The organism is Rhizobium ruizarguesonis (assembly GCF_017357285.1).
In the GTDB taxonomy this organism is placed as follows: domain Bacteria; phylum Pseudomonadota; class Alphaproteobacteria; order Rhizobiales; family Rhizobiaceae; genus Rhizobium; species Rhizobium ruizarguesonis.
Genome location: NZ_CP071680.1, coordinates 238868 through 255777, shown reverse-complemented (window position 1 = coordinate 255777; position 16910 = coordinate 238868). Strand labels below are relative to the sequence as shown.

General features: G+C 59.8%; 15 protein-coding genes. 8 read left to right on the top strand and 7 right to left on the bottom strand.

Annotated features, from left to right (window positions below; all coding sequences use genetic code 11):
• Positions 1 to 75: 75 nt before the first annotated feature.
• The gene (locus tag J3P73_RS29235; RefSeq protein WP_130774329.1) at positions 76 to 1596 is read left to right on the top strand and encodes a cyclic nucleotide-binding domain-containing protein; all 1521 of its coding nucleotides are present in this window, start codon (positions 76 to 78) and stop codon (positions 1594 to 1596) included.
• 10 nt (positions 1597 to 1606) lie between these two features.
• On the opposite strand, the gene J3P73_RS29230 is transcribed toward J3P73_RS29235, so the two are convergent.
• From J3P73_RS29230 to J3P73_RS29215, 4 genes are all read right to left on the bottom strand, one after another.
• Entirely contained in the window at positions 1607 to 1831 is a 225-nt protein-coding gene (locus J3P73_RS29230) for a hypothetical protein (protein ID WP_027689945.1), read from the bottom strand.
• Complete coding sequence (locus tag J3P73_RS29225; RefSeq protein WP_130690525.1) at positions 1828 to 2580, bottom strand: COG4280 domain-containing protein; 753 nt, start codon at positions 2578 to 2580, stop codon at positions 1828 to 1830. The genes J3P73_RS29230 and J3P73_RS29225 overlap by 4 nt, the downstream gene beginning before the upstream one ends.
• A gap of 55 nt (positions 2581 to 2635) precedes the next feature.
• Entirely contained in the window at positions 2636 to 3364 is a 729-nt protein-coding gene (locus J3P73_RS29220) for a phosphatase PAP2 family protein (protein ID WP_130690524.1), read from the bottom strand.
• 350 nt (positions 3365 to 3714) lie between these two features.
• On the bottom strand, positions 3715 to 3951 hold the full coding sequence (locus J3P73_RS29215) for a hypothetical protein (RefSeq protein ID WP_164070807.1): 237 nt from the start codon (positions 3949 to 3951) through the stop codon (positions 3715 to 3717).
• An 82-nt stretch (positions 3952 to 4033) separates the two neighbouring features.
• On the opposite strand from J3P73_RS29215, the gene J3P73_RS29210 reads away from it, so the two are divergent.
• Positions 4034 to 5656 carry a Fic family protein gene (locus tag J3P73_RS29210; RefSeq protein WP_130774330.1) on the top strand — a complete coding sequence of 541 codons (1623 nt, stop codon included), beginning with the start codon at positions 4034 to 4036 and terminating at the stop codon, positions 5654 to 5656.
• Positions 5657 to 5812: 156 nt separating this feature from the next.
• On the opposite strand, the gene J3P73_RS29205 is transcribed toward J3P73_RS29210, so the two are convergent.
• From J3P73_RS29205 to J3P73_RS29195, 3 genes are all read right to left on the bottom strand, one after another.
• A complete protein-coding gene (locus tag J3P73_RS29205; protein WP_130774331.1) occupies positions 5813 to 6184 on the bottom strand; it encodes a response regulator transcription factor in 372 nt (123 codons plus the stop codon).
• A 99-nt stretch (positions 6185 to 6283) separates the two neighbouring features.
• Positions 6284 to 6916, bottom strand: coding sequence for a response regulator transcription factor (locus J3P73_RS29200; RefSeq protein WP_027689949.1), 633 nt, complete (start codon positions 6914 to 6916; stop codon positions 6284 to 6286).
• A complete protein-coding gene (locus J3P73_RS29195) occupies positions 6913 to 8799 on the bottom strand; it encodes a sensor histidine kinase (protein WP_130774332.1) in 1887 nt (628 codons plus the stop codon). Before J3P73_RS29195 ends, J3P73_RS29200 begins: the two co-directional genes overlap by 4 nt.
• A gap of 298 nt (positions 8800 to 9097) precedes the next feature.
• On the opposite strand from J3P73_RS29195, the gene J3P73_RS29190 reads away from it, so the two are divergent.
• The 6 genes from J3P73_RS29190 (at position 9098) to J3P73_RS29165 (ending at position 16897) form a co-directional block, all read left to right on the top strand.
• Positions 9098 to 10768 carry an arylsulfatase gene (locus J3P73_RS29190; RefSeq protein WP_130773114.1) on the top strand — a complete coding sequence of 557 codons (1671 nt, stop codon included), beginning with the start codon at positions 9098 to 9100 and terminating at the stop codon, positions 10766 to 10768.
• 88 nt (positions 10769 to 10856) lie between these two features.
• Entirely contained in the window at positions 10857 to 11867 is a 1011-nt protein-coding gene (locus tag J3P73_RS29185; RefSeq protein WP_130737185.1) for an HAD family hydrolase, read from the top strand.
• Positions 11868 to 11939: 72 nt separating this feature from the next.
• Complete coding sequence (locus J3P73_RS29180) at positions 11940 to 14216, top strand: tetratricopeptide repeat protein (protein WP_130774333.1); 2277 nt, start codon at positions 11940 to 11942, stop codon at positions 14214 to 14216.
• Between the two features lie 88 nt (positions 14217 to 14304).
• Complete coding sequence (locus J3P73_RS29175) at positions 14305 to 15093, top strand: DUF481 domain-containing protein (protein ID WP_128403737.1); 789 nt, start codon at positions 14305 to 14307, stop codon at positions 15091 to 15093.
• 220 nt (positions 15094 to 15313) lie between these two features.
• Positions 15314 to 16129, top strand: a complete 816-nt coding sequence (locus tag J3P73_RS29170) for a transporter (RefSeq protein WP_130774362.1) — start codon at positions 15314 to 15316, stop codon at positions 16127 to 16129.
• Positions 16130 to 16351: 222 nt separating this feature from the next.
• A complete protein-coding gene (locus J3P73_RS29165; protein ID WP_024319891.1) occupies positions 16352 to 16897 on the top strand; it encodes a hypothetical protein in 546 nt (181 codons plus the stop codon).
• The last annotated feature ends 13 nt before the right edge of the window (positions 16898 to 16910 follow it).

The window sequence follows — 16910 nt, the reverse complement described above, 5'->3', positions numbered from 1 at the left end:
CTCAAGAGTGAAGCATGATGTTGTCCGGAAACCGCTCACCCTTTTCGGCATCATGCTCCAGCGAATGGACAGTCGATGCTTGATAATGTCACATGGTCCGGAGTGCTTGCCGATCCTGTCGTCCAGGCCGGGACGTTGGCCGTGGTCGGTGCGATCGTCACGCGCATAGCGCTTCGGCCCTTCCCGAGCTGGAAGCTTGCCGGCCAGGTGTTCTTCTTCGCGGCGCTGACCGTCCTGCTGCTCTATCACGACATCGTGCCCTACGAAGTCGGGCCGGTGCCGGCTTCGACCTTCGAACGTGTCTTCATCGCCCTTGCCAAGGTGGTCTGGTGGATCAATGCCGCTTGGGCGCTGATCGCCTTCGTCCGCGTCTTCCTGATCTTCGAGCGCCAGCCGAGAGAAGGACGCCTCGTTCAGGATCTGGTCATCGGCCTGATCTATCTCGGCGCGATCCTTTCTGTGGTCGCCTATGTCTTCAGCTTTCCCGTCGGCACGCTGATCGCCACGTCAGGCGTCTTTGCCATCATCCTCGGCCTTGCGATGCAAAGCACCTTGAGCGACGTCTTTTCCGGCATCGCGCTCAATCTCGGCCGGCCCTATACGATCGGCGACTGGATCGTACTGAATGACGGTATCGAGGGCCGCGTCGTCGAAACCAACTGGCGCTCCACCCATCTGCTGAACGGTTCTAACGACCTGGTGGTGCTGCCCAACAGCTTTCTGGCCAAGGTCGGGCTGACCAATCTCAGCAGCCCCGACCGCAGTCACGGCGCCTCACTGACGGTCCGGGTCGTGCCGACGATCGGGCCGGCGTCGATCATCGAGGTCATGCGCGCCGTGCTTTTGAGCAGCGACTCGATCCTGACCGAACCGAAACCCGGGGTGCAGATCAAATCGCTGACATCAGATGCAATGGAGGTGGAACTCTCCTTCCGCGTCAGGGATATCGGCCAGGCGGGGCCGGCGAAGAACGAGATATTCGATCTGATCTACCGTCATATCAAGGCCGCAGGCCTCACCTTGGCACGACCGCTCGACGCCGCCGGGCCACCGCCCGACCAGTTGCAGTCGGAGGATATGGCGAAGCCGCACCGGCCGACGCCGCTCAAGCTTCTCGACGCCATCCCGCTGTTTTTCTCACTGACCGAAGACGAGAAGGAAACGCTCGCAGCCTCGATGACGCGGCGGACCTACAAGAAGGATGCCATCCTCATCGAGCAGGGCGATACGGTCGCATCGCTGATGATCGTGCGTAGCGGCGCCCTCGTCGCCACCCGCCAGGAAGGCCATAAGGAAATCGAACTCGGCCGGCTGGCGCCGGGCGATTATTTCGGCGAAAGCGGGCTGCTGATTGGCGTCGGCGAGGCCGCCAGCCTGCGGGCGTTGACCTTCGTCGTCGTCTACGAGATTGCCCAGGCAAGCCTGACGCCGCTGCTGCACGACCGGCCCGGCATCGCCGAAGAGCTTGCCGCCACCCTGTCACGCCGCATCGAGACCGGCCAGCATTCCTTCGCCACTGAAGGCGCCACGCTGAACGGCCGTTCGATGAGTTCGCTGGTGACGCGCATCCGCCACCTGTTCCAGGTGCCGCAATAGCGGTCTGAGGCTATTTCCGCTGAAACTTCTGCCGTGCCGCGCGCGCCACGCTCTCGGCGAGGATCAGCAGACAGCCGACGAGAAGCAGAGCAGCGCCGAGCAGCGCGTCGACCTGCGCGAACTTCACCAGAACGCCGACGGCGGCAATCAGCAGCAGCGCCGCCAGCGCCAGCGCGCCGTCATCGATGAACATGCCGAAGAATTCCTTCAACGCGACCTTAAGAATATTCATCATGCGGCCACCTCGGCATGGGCATTGGAATAGTGGCGCAGCATCCGTACTGCCGCGAAGGAAAAGACGGCGAGCACGGCAAGGATCGCCAGAAGCGAAAGATCGGCGCCCGGCCAGTCGGCGCCGACGCCCTCGCCAACCCAGAATATGCCGAAGGCGCTGAGCAGCAGCCCGACGACGAATTTCAGGCTGTTCTCCGGAACCGCCGAGAGCGGTTTGTGCACGAAGATGCCGATGATCAGCACCAGCAGGCAGGCCGCGGCGGCCCCAAGGCTGGCATAACCGATCATGCCGTGTCCGGCGCCGGTGGCGATGACGATGAACACCACTTCGATCCCCTCGAGCAGCACCGCCTTGAAAGCCGCGGTCCCTGCCAGGAAATTGGCGCGACGCTCGGCAGATTGACGCCGCAGGCTGTCGGTCTCGGTCGCGAAGGCCTTTTCCTCGTCGTGCAGCGCGATGAAGCCGGAGGCCCGCAGGATCGCCTTGCGCAGCCAGCGCAGGCCGAACAGGACGAGCAGCGTTCCGATCACGAACTGCATCAGCTCGATCGGAATAAGGGCGAGCAGCGGACCGAGGGCCAGTACGAGAAGAGCGAGAAGGGCGAGTGCAAGACCGGTGCCGATGAAGGCCGGACGCCAGCCCTGCGTGACGCCGACGGCGAGGATGATGGTGAAGGCTTCAACGACCTCGACGAAGGAGCCGAGAAATGCGGCCGTGACCGTCGAGGTGATCGTTGTCAAAGTTGTCATGGTTCTTGTCCGTTTATGGCGGAAATCACGTATCAGCCTGAACTGCTATCTCTTCTTACGGTTTTCCGGCCTCGGCAACATCATCTGGCGCGCGGCTCGGAACGAATCGCTTTGAAATCAGCCAGCAGCCGAGCGCCCAGAGCGCGCCGGCGCACCATCCAGCCAGGACGTCAGTGGGATAGTGGACGCCGAGGTAGATCCGGCTCAAACCAATGATGACGGCGAGAAAGACGCCGGCGCCCATAACGAAAATTCGCGTCGACTGGTAACGCTGCGTTCGCGCCAGCAACGCGCCCAGCGTCAGATAGGTCACCGCCGAGACCATCGCATGTCCAGAGGGAAAGCTGAGATCGCTGACTTCGACGAGGTGCGGCACGATATCGGGGCGCGGCCGGGCGACGAGGACCTTCAAGACCGTGCTCGCCAGCCAGCCGGTCAGCACCGAGGAAAAGACAAAGATCGCGATCGGCCAGCGCCGGTCGAGCAAAAGGTAGACGGTGACGAGAACCGTCATCAGCGAGAGAACGGTGATACCGCCGAGGCTGGTGATATCGCCGACGGCATGGGTCAGCCAGCCTGGCCCGATCGGCACGGCAAGTTCGCCCGGCCGTCGCAACGCCAGCAGGATCGCCTCATCGAAGCGGAATGTCTCGCCCTCCAGGACTTCGCTCGTCAGTCGCTGGAGCAGGAACAGTCCACCGGCGATCGATGCCACCACGATCAATGTCAGCGGCTCATATGCATTGAGCCTCGCCAGGAATCCTCGTCGTTGAACCTCACTCATGCCTGCCGTAGAGCTCCCCTTACATCATGTCGATCCTCGCCAGATTGGCAATGCAAAGCCAGGATTCAAGGCCTTGCTGCAATCAAGGACGCCGCCGAGAGGAGTTTTTCGGTTGGCGAGGCCAACGATTATGGTTCATCAGCGCGATTAACCAGATGGCGATCGCCCTGAACCGGTCGCGCGGCCACTGGAATGGTCCACCCCTCCCCCGGCTTGAGTGTATGAAATCTCGCACGATCGATGCCCAGGCGGTGAAGTTCCTGATCTAGCCGTTGCGAAGGCTCCTCGACCGGCTCGTCTGTCAGATTAAAGGGTACCGAAATGGCAGCCGAGCGCATGGCGTGAGAAGGTCAAACGACGCGACCGCTTCTTCCGGCGTCATATCCCAGTGTTCGTCCCAGTCGAGGGCGACGGTTCGTGATCTCGGGATCGCCGCCCGGATAAAAGCTGTTGGGCAGCGAAAGATCGGCAACCAACATCGGCAGGTTTGCCGCTCCGACGCGCGTAAGCTTCGGGTTTTTCAAAACAATTATCCTGGCAAACATCGGCAAAACCATCAAACCGTTGCAAATTTCAAAGATCGGCAATCAACATCGGCAATTTTCTTGATCTAAGCACGTTAACCTCCTAGATATAATCATGTTTTCGAGATCCAAAGATCGGCAAAAAATGGCAGAGGAAGTCGCGACCCGAATTGAGCCCGCATTCTTCGAGGAAAGCATCCCATCCTCGATCTCCGATCTCGTCGTGGAGATACAGGCGTCAGCTCCTAAGCTGGGCCACGGCCTGCACCACGACGCCGCCTTCGAGCTGTCTGACCTCGTGAGGGTAATGAACTGCTATTACTCGAACCTGATCGAAGGGCACAACACACGTCCCAAGGACATCGAGCGAGCGCTCGCGGGCGCTGAAATCGAGGAGGCTACGCGCCCCTTGGCCCTGGAGGCCAAGGCGCATGTTATCGTTCAACGTGAAATTGACCGCTTGAGCCGGAATGGTGCCTTGCCATCACCAACATCCTCCGAGTTCATCGCTTGGGTACATCGCCGCTTTTATGAGGAGATGCCGGAAGAATTCCGCTTTCTCGAAGGCCGTGATGGACCTAAGGTCGAGATCGTTCCCGGCGCGTTCAGATCAAAAAGCGACGACGATGTCTCCGTCGGTCGACACCAGCCGCCATCCTCTCAGTATGTCAAAGCGTTCATGGATTATTTTTCCAAGCGCTACGCAGCCGCGCAGGCCGGAGCTACCAACAAGATCATCGCCATCGCGGCGGCACATCACCGTCTTAACTTCATCCACCCCTTCATGGACGGGAACGGCCGGGTGAGCCGACTGATGTCGCACGCCATGGCTCAGGAAGCAGGTGTGGGCGGGAAAGGACTGTGGTCCATATCGCGTGGATTGGCCCGTGGCCTCAAAGACAAAACAGAATACAAAGGCATGATGGATCATGCCGACCAGCCGCGGATGAATGATAGAGATGGTCGAGGCAATCTTTCTGCAAAGGCACTTCAAGACTATTGCGAATGGTTCTTGTCGGTGGTCCTTGACCAGATTCAGTTTTCCAACGCTGTCTTCTCTTTCGACAAGCTTGAGGGCCGGTATCGCAAATTGATCGAAGATGTTATCGACGATAAGCGTGCCCCGGACATCATCTCGGCGGTCCTGAAACATGGCTCGATAGATCGCGGCGATATCGGCTTCATCACGAAGTCGCCCGAGCGTACAGCGCGAAACACATTGAAGGCCCTGCTCGATCATGGCTTTCTGAAGTCCGTCTCACCAAAAACACCCGTGCGGATAGCTTTCCCGGTTGATTACCGCGAGCGGCTATTCCCCAATCTTTTCACAGATGGAGAGATGGATGCGCCAAAGCCGTCTGTTCCGTCTTTCATCACTCAGATGCGCACGAAGGAGATTGCCAGTCGGTCCTACCTCAAGCCACCCTTCAATGAATATGAGGAATTTCAAAAGCGCGTCAGCGGTATCACTGCCCTGCAGAAGTCCCTTGGCGCGAGAAGTACCTTGGGCAAAATAGCGGCTCAAGAACTCGCAACGACCGAACCTACGACGGTGGATTGGCAATCTGTCGAGGACCGCGTGATCGCTGAGAGCATTGGAGAGCACGGGCAGTCCCGCGCGGAGGTCATCGAAGCGCTTTGCGAGTTCAGCCCTGGCGCGGTGTCGCAGGAACAGAAGGATGAGATTGAAAAGCGCGTCTTTGCCGCCGCACCCGTGCTAGCGGCGAAATACAACAAACGCATCATGGACCGAAAGCCAAAACGCTAAGATTGCTGGCCGTGCCGCCAGCTCAAGTTCAGCGCTTGTTCTTGGCAGAAGGAGAGATGGCGATCGCAATAAGACAGTCGCGGTCCGGCAAAGGACTGCCGTCGATGCGACGCCGACCGCCGCGCTTGGGAGCGCATGGTCTCCGGCCCTATCAAGTCACAATCCAAATGCCTTGTTGAGGGCCGCAATCAGCGCGGCTCCGGAAAACTGCTTCTGCAGATAAGCAACGCATCCCACCTTTTCCGCCTCCGCCTTCACGGAGGCGGTTTCCAGTGCCGTGATGAAAATCACCGGAAGGGTTGTCCCCTCGGCCTTCAGCCTGCGTTGCAGATCGATGCCGGACATGCCACCGAGGTCGATATCAAGGACAAGGCAGTCTATCGCCGTTTTGGGATCGCGAGCGAGAAAGGCCTCGGCGGATGCATACTCCTCGGCTAGAAAACCGTAGGCGTTGAGCAACCGCCCGAGGCTGCGCCGTAGGCTTGCGTCATCATCGACGACAGCGACCGTGCGGCGAAGGTTCTCCACCTCATGCCCCCTCTTTCGAACATTTGAGAGATTAACGGTTGCCGATCAAATTAGGCCGCTTGGAGGTCGATTGATATTGTCCTTAGGGGAAGGAGCCGATCACCCCACCGGTGATGCCGTATCCTGGTCGATGAGGCCGATATTTGCGGCAATCGACACAGCCTCGGCCAGCGAGCGTACGGCAAGCTTTTCCATGACCTGATGGCGATGGACCTTCACCGTCCGCTCCGAGATGCAGAGCGCATAAGCGATCTGCTTGTTGAGACGGCCGCGAATGAGCAATCGGAACACTTCGGCCTCGCGCGGACTGAGCCCCGCCACCAGCGTGCGCTGAGCTTGAAGGCGGCCGTGTTCGGCCAGCTGTCGTTCGTATTGAATGAGCGCCCGATCGATCGCCTCGATCAATACCGCCGTAGTCGAACTCTTCTCCAGAAAATCCTTGGCGCCCGCCTTCATCGCCTCGACGCTTGCCTTTATGTCTCCTTCCCCCGTGAGGAACACGACCGGCAGTAGCGGCGCCAGCTCGCACAGCCGGCGTTGGATCTCCAGGCCGGACTGGCCGGGCATCTGGAGGTCGAGGAGAACACAGCCCGGCTCGCAAGCGGAAAGGCCGGCGAGAAACTGGTCTCCGGATTCATAGGCTTCGACCTTGAGACCATGTGCGGCAAGCAGCCTTGCGGTCGCCGTCCGGTAGGATTTGTCGTCATCGACGATATGGATGACCGGTTTCATCTCGACCGCTCCGGCCTGCGGGCGAGCGGCAAGGCCACCCGAAAGACCGCGCCGCCTTCCGGTCGATTGTCGGCACGGATGGTGCCGCCATAGGTCTCGACAATGGCGCGGGCTATCGAGAGACCGAGCCCCGTACCCGCTTGTTTGGTGGTGTAGAATGGCTCGAAGATGCTGTTCAGCCTCTCCTCGGGGATGCCGTCTCCCGTGTCGGACACCCGCAGCTCCACCTTTCCGTTCGCCAGTCCCGTTGCAAAGGTGAGCGTTCTCCCGGCCGAGACGGCGTCCAGCATGGAATCCATAGCGTTGGTCGCCAGATTGAGGATAACCTGCTGCACATGAACTTTGTCGGCACGCACCGGCAGCGCGCCGGGCAGCTGGCTTGATGTCAGCTTGATTCCGTGCCGTTCCGCCTCGCCGTGAATGATATGGATTGCGCTCGACGTGACATCGTTCAGGTCGAACTCCTGCCAATCGATCTCGCTTCTCTTCTTGAGCAATCCTCTCATGCGGCTGATGATATCGCCTGCACGCTGATCGTCCTCCTGGATGTCGAGAAGAATCTGCTGGATCAGTTCGTGGTCCGGCTTCTCGCTTCGAAGAAGTACCGACGCTGCCTCGGCATTGTTTCGAATGGCCGAGAGGGGCTGGTTCAATTCGTGGGCAATCGACGAGGACAATGCTCCGGCTGTCGCTGACTGGTTGAGATGGACGGCTTCAAGCAGGTGCAGACGCGAGCTGCGCTCGGCGCGGCGACGGCGCCGCCGCTCCAGCAGGAGCACCGAGATGATGCTGGCCTGCGCCAGCACGAGGCCTCCCCCCGCCAACAGCACAACCCAGTGTTCCTCCCAGAGGCTCCTTTCCTTGTGCATCTGGGTCGTGCCCGGCGGCAGATCCTTTTCGGCGAGCCCCCAGCGCTGGAGTTGCCGGGCATCGACGACATAGGTCTGCGGCGCTTCGAGATCCGACACCGGCTTACCGGCAATCGCATCGATAACGAGGTCGCCGACGGTCCGACCCAGCGCTTCGAATGTGACGGTGTTGCCGCCGACGACACCGTGATCGATGTAGGTCTGGTAGGGTCCGTAGACGGGCGCGCTGGCGGTCGCTGCGATCTGCCCGATCGCGTCGCGCGGAATGAAGTTGCGCCCTTCCCGATCCTTGAAGACCGTCAATGCCAGGATGATGCTGTCAGGCGGCACACGGGATGCCCGCTCGACGAACTCGTCGATCGTCAGATCTTCCAGATAGGTCGTCTCGTAGGACTTCGAGAACTGCTCGAGAGCCGCGCGGGCCGTCGTCAACCATCCGCGGTCGAAGTCGGACGAACCGCCGACAATGTAGAGGTGACGGGCATCGGGCTGCAGGCTGCGGGCCATTTCGGCCGTCTTCAGAATGTCGAATGTCGTGAAGGCTCCGATCACGTCATCCGGCAAGTCGATCTTCTCGGCGGTGGCTGTGCCGAAACCGGCGGCGACGATCTTTGCGCCAGGCGCGATCGTGCCGCGGTTCGCGGTTACGAACCTCGCCGATTCCTTGCCGAGGGCCACGACCACGTCCGGGCGGCGCGGCGCGTATTTCTCGCCGAGATATCGTGCCATGCGCACGACATGGTCACCTTCCGGAAACCGCGAGAGATCCAGGAACTCTGAAAACAGGTCGATCTTGCCGTTTGTCGCCTCCAGCAAACGGCTCCGCAGCGCCTCTCCGGCAGCAGTCGTCGCCGCGATCCTCTCATCATAAGGATAAAGAACGAGGACCCGGGGAACCCGGTTGGCAATCGAGGTGTCGGCGGCTGCGGCATGGCGATTCGACACACTTATGGCGACAACCGCCAACAAAAAGGCAGTGCAGCACAATCGACCTGACCATTCGCCCAAGCCCATCTGCTTTCCCCCCAAAGCCGGGCGACAATAACAGCTTCCCGCTGCGGCGTCACCTGCGCATCACTACTGTCGATTGCGACCGCATGAAGAGATTCCCTAAAGTACAATATCGGGCGAAGGCAGCATTTGCTAAAGTTCAGCGGGCCGGGGCAGAGATGCTGCCGGCTTCGCAACCCTGCCGGAGGCAGCTCCAGCAGGTTCTTCATTTTCAAAGCAGTCTAGTTGAATCGACGCATGCAATCGCAGCCTTTGCCGCGAGCGGCTCCGTCGTTCAAGAACGTCAACGGAGGGATTTGAAATGAACGGCAGAATCCTTATCCGCTGCATCGGAGCACTGGCTTCTTCCACCATTCTCTGGTGTGCGGCCTCGCCCCTGCAAGCGCAGGACTCCCAACGAAAACCCAACATCCTGTTCATCGTTTCGGATGATACCGGCTACGGAGATCTCGGCCCCTATGGCGGGGGTGAAGGTCGTGGGATGCCGACCCCGAACATCGACAAACTGGCTGAAGACGGCATGACCTTCTTCTCCTTCTACGCCCAGCCGAGCTGCACGCCCGGCCGTGCGGCCATGCAGACGGGGCGAATACCCAACCGCAGCGGCATGACGACAGTTGCCTTTCAGGGCCAGGGCGGTGGCTTGCCCGCGGCCGAATGGACGCTAGCATCCGTGCTGAAACGTGGTGGCTATCACACCTACTTCACCGGCAAGTGGCATCTCGGCGAAGCGGATTACGCCATGCCGACTGCGCAAGGCTATGATGAGATGCGGTACACCGGCCTTTACCACTTGAATGCCTATACCTATGCCGATCCCACCTGGTTTCCGGACATGGATCCGAAGCTGCGGGAGATGTTCCAGAAGGTGACCAAGGGGGCTTTGTCCGGCAAGGCAGGAGGACCAGTGACCGAAGAATTCAAGGTCAACGGGCAATATGTCGACACACCCGTGATCGACGGTAAGGAAGGCGTTGTCGGCATTCCGTTCTTCGACAGCTACGTAGAGAAAGCGGCACTGGGCTTTCTTGACGAGGCTGCCAAAGCGCCGAACGAGCCCTTCTTCATCAACGTGAACTTCATGAAGGTCCACCAACCGAACATGCCGGCCCCGGAGTTCGAGCACAAGTCGCTGTCGAAGTCGAAGTATGCGGACTCGATTGTGGAACTCGACACTCGCATTGGCCGAATCATGGACAAATTGCGGGAAACCGGAATGGACCGCAACACGCTGGTTTTCTACACCACCGATAATGGGGCGTGGCAGGACGTCTATCCGGACGCCGGATACACCCCGTTCCGCGGAACCAAAGGCACCCTGCGAGAGGGCGGCAACCGTGTTCCTGCGATTGCGGTCTGGCCGGGAAAGATCAAACCCCGCACCAAAAATCACGACATCGTCGGTGGTCTCGATCTGATGGCGACATTCGCCGCAGTCGGCGCGGTTCCGCTTCCCGACAAGGATCGCGAAGACAAGCCGATCATCTTCGATAGCTACGACATGTCGCCGATCCTGCTCGGAACCGGTAAATCGGAACGCAAGTCATGGTTCTACTTTACCGAAAACGAGCTCTCCCCCGGTGCGATACGCGTCAACAACTACAAGTTCGCGTTTAATATCCGCGGGGATAACGGAGCCACGACGGGCGGGCTGGCGGTCGACACCAACCTCGGCTGGAAGGGTGAGGAGAAGTATGTCGCCACGGTGCCCCAGGTATTCGATCTGTGGCAGGACCCGCAGGAACGCTACGACATTTTCATGAACAACTTCACGGAGCGGACCTGGATGGGCGTCGTCATGGGCGAAGAGTTGAAGAAGATCATGGCCACCTACGTGGAGTACCCACCTCGCAAGCCCCAGAGCCTGACCTACAACGGTCCCATCACGCTATCGGATTACAGCCGTTTTCAATGGATCCGAGAATCCTTGGCAAAGGAAGGCGTGAGCATTCCTATGCCGACCGGCAACTGATTTTCGCACGGCGGCCTGGATCTGCCAGAGCCGCCGTCTTCCAAGCTTGTCTATCTGACTTTCGCACCAGCAATTTGGAGGCCATCCGATGTTCGCGTTTCAAGATTTCATCAAGTCGGCCCGCGGCGGAACGTTGGCTGTTACTGCGGCTCTTCTCTTTGTTGCTTCCGCGTACGCTCAAAGCGATCCGCTGCCCTCATGGAACGACACGGCCTCGAAGGCAGCCATCGTTTCTTTCGTCGATAAGGTAACTGGGCAAGGATCGCCCGAATTCGTTCCGGAACCGGAACGCATCGCCGTTTTCGACAATGATGGAACCCTGTGGGTCGAACATCCGATCTATACGCAGCTCGCATTTGCTCTCGACCGAGTGAAGTTGCTTGCTCCGCAGCATCCGGAATGGAAGGAAACGCAGCCGTTCAAGGCCGTGCTCGAAGGCGACATGACGGCGCTCGCGGCGTCGGGAGAAAAGGGCCTCGTCGAGCTCATCATGACTACGCATGCCGGAATGACCAGCAACGATTTCCAGAAGATCGTGACCGATTGGCTGGCGTCGGCACGTGACCCAAAATTCAAGCGGCCTTACACAGAACTCGTCTATCAGCCGATGGTCGAGCTTCTCGCCTATCTCCGCGCCAACGGCTTCAAGACCTTCATCGTTTCAGGCGGAGGAATCGAGTTCATGCGGCCATGGGCGGAAAAAGTCTATGGCGTCCCGCCGGAGCAGGTTATCGGCTCCTCGATCAAGACCGAGTTCAGGATGCAGGACGACACGCCAACCCTCTACCGCCTCCCCGAAGTCAACTTCATCGACGACAAGGCCGGCAAGCCCGTCGGGATCAACCAGCAGATCGGCCGGCGGCCGATTGCCGCCTTCGGCAATTCCGACGGAGATCTCCAAATGCTGCAATGGACGACCATGGCAGGCGCACCTGCCAGGCTCGGCGTGCTGATCCATCACACCGATGCGGAGCGTGAATATGCCTACGACCGCGATACAGAGTTCGGCCGCCTCGACAAGGCGCTCGATGCGGCCGCGATCACCGGCTGGACCGTCGTCGATATGAAGGCCGACTGGAAGCAAGTGTTCAAGGATTAGGATTGCGCCTCGCGCCAGAGGTTTGAACCACGGCGACCCCGACTTTCTAACACGTCTACAGGGAGCGATTGAGTGGCAGCATCTGTTCGGTCAGCAGCAGTGGGACGAATAGCCGTCCTGCTTTTCCTGTTGCTCGCGCCTGCCGGGCGCAGCCTTGCCACTGATGACATCCCGACATCCGGCGCCGACCCGCAGATATCGATCCATGAGGGTTTCGTGGACGAAAGGACGTGCGCATCCTGCCACGCCGATCAGGCTGCGGCTTTTTCGAAGTCCCACCATGCAAAGGCCATGGCATTGGCCAATGACGAAACGGTGCGCGGCGATTTCGACAATGCCACGTTCGACCATGACGGCGTCGTCACGACCTTCACCCGCCGCGATGGCCGTTTCTTCATCAACACCGAGGGGGCGGACGGCAACCAGGCCGAGTTCGAAGTCAAATATACCTTCGCCTACGAGCCCCTGCAGCAATACCTCATCGACATCGGGGGAGGACGGCTGCAGGCTCTCGACATCGCCTGGGATACGGTCAGACGGCAGTGGTTCTGGCTCGGCAACGGGACGCCGGCCAAACCGGGCTCCACCTATCATTGGACAGGTCCTTTCTACCGCTGGAACCGCACCTGCATCGATTGTCATTCGACCGATCCCCAGGCGAAGTTTCAACCGCAGACGAACGAATACAAGTCGACCTACGTCGCCACCAGCATCGGCTGTCAGTCCTGTCATGGTCCGAGCGCCAAGCACGTCGCTTCAGCGCAATCGGGCAACGCCTCATCCTCCGTCAAGCCGGATACAGGTCTGCCGAAAGTCGATGCTGGCATCTGTTTCGCCTGCCATGCCAGGCGCACCAAGCTGCTGGACGGCTATCAACCGGGAAAGCCCTTTCTCGATTATTTTTCCCCCGACCTGCTTCGGCAGGATCTTTATTTCCCGGACGGACAGATCCTCGACGAGGTCTTCGAATATGGCTCGTTTCAGCAAAGCAAGATGGCAAGGGCCGGTGTGACCTGTCTCGACTGCCATCGGCCGCACGATGCCGGCCTGAAGGCCGAGGGCAACGCGCTGTGCACGCAATGCCACGCCGAGACGAAGCCGGAGCGCTTCGTCAACCAGGATCCGAGCGGGCTGTTCGACACTCCCGCGCACACCCGCCATCAGACCGGTTCGACCGGGGCGCAATGCGCCAACTGCCACATGCCGGAACGCACCTATATGAAGGTCGATCCGCGCCGCGACCACTCCTTCGTCATCCCCAGGCCTGACCTGTCGGCAACCCTTGGAACGCCGAATGCGTGCACGACCTGCCATGTCGGCAGAACCGATGATTGGGCAACTGAGACAATGGACGGATGGTACGGAACGCAATGGCGCAAACGCCCATCGATCGCCCATGCCTTCGCCGGAGCTGCGAACGGCGATCAGGCCGCAGTGGAGGCTCTGCGCACGCTTGTCAGTGACCAGGACCAGGCGGGAATTGTCAGGGGCAGCGCCATCGCCGCACTGAGTGGAATTAGCGGCGTGGATGTCGCCACCGACATTCGAACGGCCGCAACCGATGCAGATCCGCTCGCAAGGCTCGGCGCTGCGGAAGCAGCAGGCAATATTCCGCCGGAGCAGAGGCGGGAGGCGATCGGCAACCTGCTGGGCGATCCAACGCGTGCGGTGCGCGTTGCTGCCGCCAATGCACTCGCAAGCATCCCTCCCAACCTCTTCGGCAATCAGCGAGGCAATTTCGAAACGGCTGTCGCGGACCTGCGCGCCTATGTCGAAACGAATGCCGACGTCGCGGAAACACAAAGCAATTATGGCGTCTTCCTGTTTGCTCGACAGCGTACGGCGGAGGCCGAAGCCGCCTTCCGGCGGGCGATTTTTCTCGACCCGACACTGGAGGCAATGCGCATCAATCTCGCGGAATTCTACCGCGCCACCGGCCGGAACGACGAATCGGAAGAGACTTATGCCGAAGCGATTGGGATGGCGCCTGAACGCGCGGATCTGCGATACGGACATGCGCTGTCCCTGGTGCGCAAGCAGGCATTGACCGAGGCTATCACGGAACTCCAAGAAGCGGTGCGGCTGGATCCGCAAAACTCCCGCTACAAGACGACCTTTGCCGTCGCTCTCGATTCAGCTGGCCGGACGGAAGAAGCGCTGGACAAGCTCGATGGTTGGGCAGCAGGCGCAGACGCCGACATCCTTGGCCTGGCACTTCAATACAGTCTCAAGCTTCGACGCGTTCCGGAAGCTCTGAAATACGCGGAAGATCTGGCGCGACTGAGGCCTCAGGACCCGCAGATATCAGGCCTCATCAGGCAGTTGAAGCAGGCGATCAACGAAAAATAGGTATTTGAGCTTGTCGAAATCTACTTCTCGCTGCACAGTGCCGACTCGGGACAGCAGTGCCGAGGCGAAACGAGGTCGGGGGATTCTCATGAAAGCCATATACTTGCGTGCCATTCTGTTGGGGGCGGGCATTTGCGCGGCGTCGGCCGGCAACGCCGCCGATATCACGCCGCTCACGCCGGAAGCAAAAACAGTCGAGAGCCAGAGCGGCTGGCAATTCACCTTCGCGCCATATTTCTGGGCTGCCGGCCTATCCGGCGATATTGGGCAGTTTGGGCTGCCGGAAGTTCATGTCGACGCGGATTTCGGCGATATCCTCAACAACCTCGACTTCGCTTTCATGGCGGCAGGCGAAGCAAGATACGATCGCTTCAGCATCGTTGGTGACGTGATCTACACCAAGCTCGGTGCCGACGCCGACACACCTGCCGGCATCCTTGCTGATAGCGTCGATGTGACATCGAAGACCTTCGCGGGACTTCTTGGCGTCGGTTACGCCGTGCTCGAAGATCAAAATGGCCACCTCGACGTGGTCGGTGGCATGAGGGTCTGGTCGGCCAAAACCGAGATTTCCTTCAATGGCGGCATTCTGGCCGGAGTGGATGTCGAAGACAGCGCGACATGGGTCGATGCCGTTGCGGGCGTCCGAGGAAACTACTTCTTCACGCCGGAAATCTATGTCACGGGGTGGGGCCTAGTGGGCGCCGGCGGCGCCGATATCGACTGGGATGTGGCGTTGGGCCTCGGCTACAAGTTCAACGACACCATCTCAGCGGTCGCCGGATATCGTGCACTCGGCGTCAATTACGATAATGACGGGTTCGTCTTTGACGTCGTCCAGCAGGGGCCGATCTTCGGGGTCGCCATCCGGTTCTAACGGGCGGACTGGCGAACTTCGTACTGTTAGCGATTATCCTTCCAGTATGCTCGCCTTTTGAACACCTGGTGTCCTCGAGGAGCCGGGACAACGACCTCTCCCAGGAAGCAGAGAGCCGCCGTGACAGCGGGTCACAGTTCGGTATCCAACAGCATCGATCCGGGGGGATATCGTTTCATTTCGGAGGAAGCCTGCCTTGCGGGCTGGGTTCAATCGGATCATGGAGGCATTGATGAAGAAAGTCGCTACTTGGCTAGTACTGGTTGTCGCGCCGCTCGGTGTCTGGACAGGGACGGCAGCCGCCCAGTCGAATGAAGACTTGGCGAAGAAGCTCTCAAATCCGATCGCCTCGCTCATCAGCGTGCCGTTCCAGTTCAACTACGATCACGGCTATGGTCCAGACGACGGCGACAAGGCGACGCTGAACATTCAGCCGGTCATTCCCTTCAAGATAAACGAGGACTGGAACGTCATCTCGCGCACCATCCTGCCCGTCACATGGCAAAACGACATTGCCGGACCGTCGGGAACGCAGTTCGGTCTGGGCGACACCACGCAAAGCTTCTTCTTCTCGCCGTCGAAGCCGACCGAGAGCGGCATCGTCTGGGGCGTTGGCCCCGTTTTCCTGCTGCCGACGGCAACGGACGATCTCCTCGGAAGCGGCAAGTGGGGTGCGGGTCCGACAGCGGTCGTTCTTAAGCAGGACGGCCCCTGGACTTACGGCTTTCTCGGGAACCACATCTGGTCGTTCGCTGGTCAAAGCGACCGGGAGGATGTGAGTTCGACGTTCCTCCAGCCGTTCCTCTCCTACACGACCAAGGACGCCTGGACGTTCTCGCTGAATACGGAGTCGACCTATAACTGGGAAACGAACGACTGGTCGGTGCCGATCAACTTCGCAGTCGCCAAGCTGATCACCATCGACAAGCAGCCAATCAGCCTGACGGCGGGCATACGATATTGGGCGGCGGCTCCAGACAATGGCCCGGAAGGACTGGGCTTCCGCGTCGCGGTCACGTTCCTCTTTCCAAAGTGAACTGCAGCCGACTGCACGCTCCGCCAAAACGTCTTCGGGGCTCGGATCTCCCAATCTTCGTAGAATATGGGCTTGCCTGGCAGCCATCGCGAAACTTGCTCCAGCAGTTCAAACTGCTACAGCGTCCTTTGCAGGTCTGAAAGGACGCGCAGCGCTGTGGTAGCAAAAGCTCAACCTTCTTTTGCTATTGCTGAAGCCGATTGCGTTGGAGATGGTTCGGCGATGAAAATTCCGACAGTGATGCTTCTGATGGCAGCCGTCCTGCAGCCGGCCTCCGCCTTCGGCGAGACCGAATGGATGGGCGGCGCGAGACAATGGTCGGTCGGCTTTGCGAATGAGGGCCCGCATCCCTATTGCCGCCTGCTGTGGGACAGCGAGATCGGCAAGACCATGGAATTCCGCCAGAGCGCGACCGAGACCTTCTGGCTGGTTTCAAAGAACACATGGGACATTCCGGCCGACACCAAGACCGAGGTGACACTGACCAACCGTACGACGACGAAAGTAGTCGCTGCCGAATTTTTCGACAAGAACACGCTTCGCCTCTGGGGTCCGGCCAGCAAGGGGAGCGGCGGACTGAAGAAGATCATCAAGAATTCCTTTGCCGGAATGCCTGACGTGCAGCTTACCTTTGCCGGCGATGAAGGCGACTGGACACTGCCGCTCTCGCGGGTGGATCAGCTCTACCCGACTTATCTCCAGTGCCTCAAACGTCTTGAGGCCGGCGAAAAGCCAAAGCAGAATTCCGAAACCAGCAAGCCGTTCTGACAGCCGTCTCCAA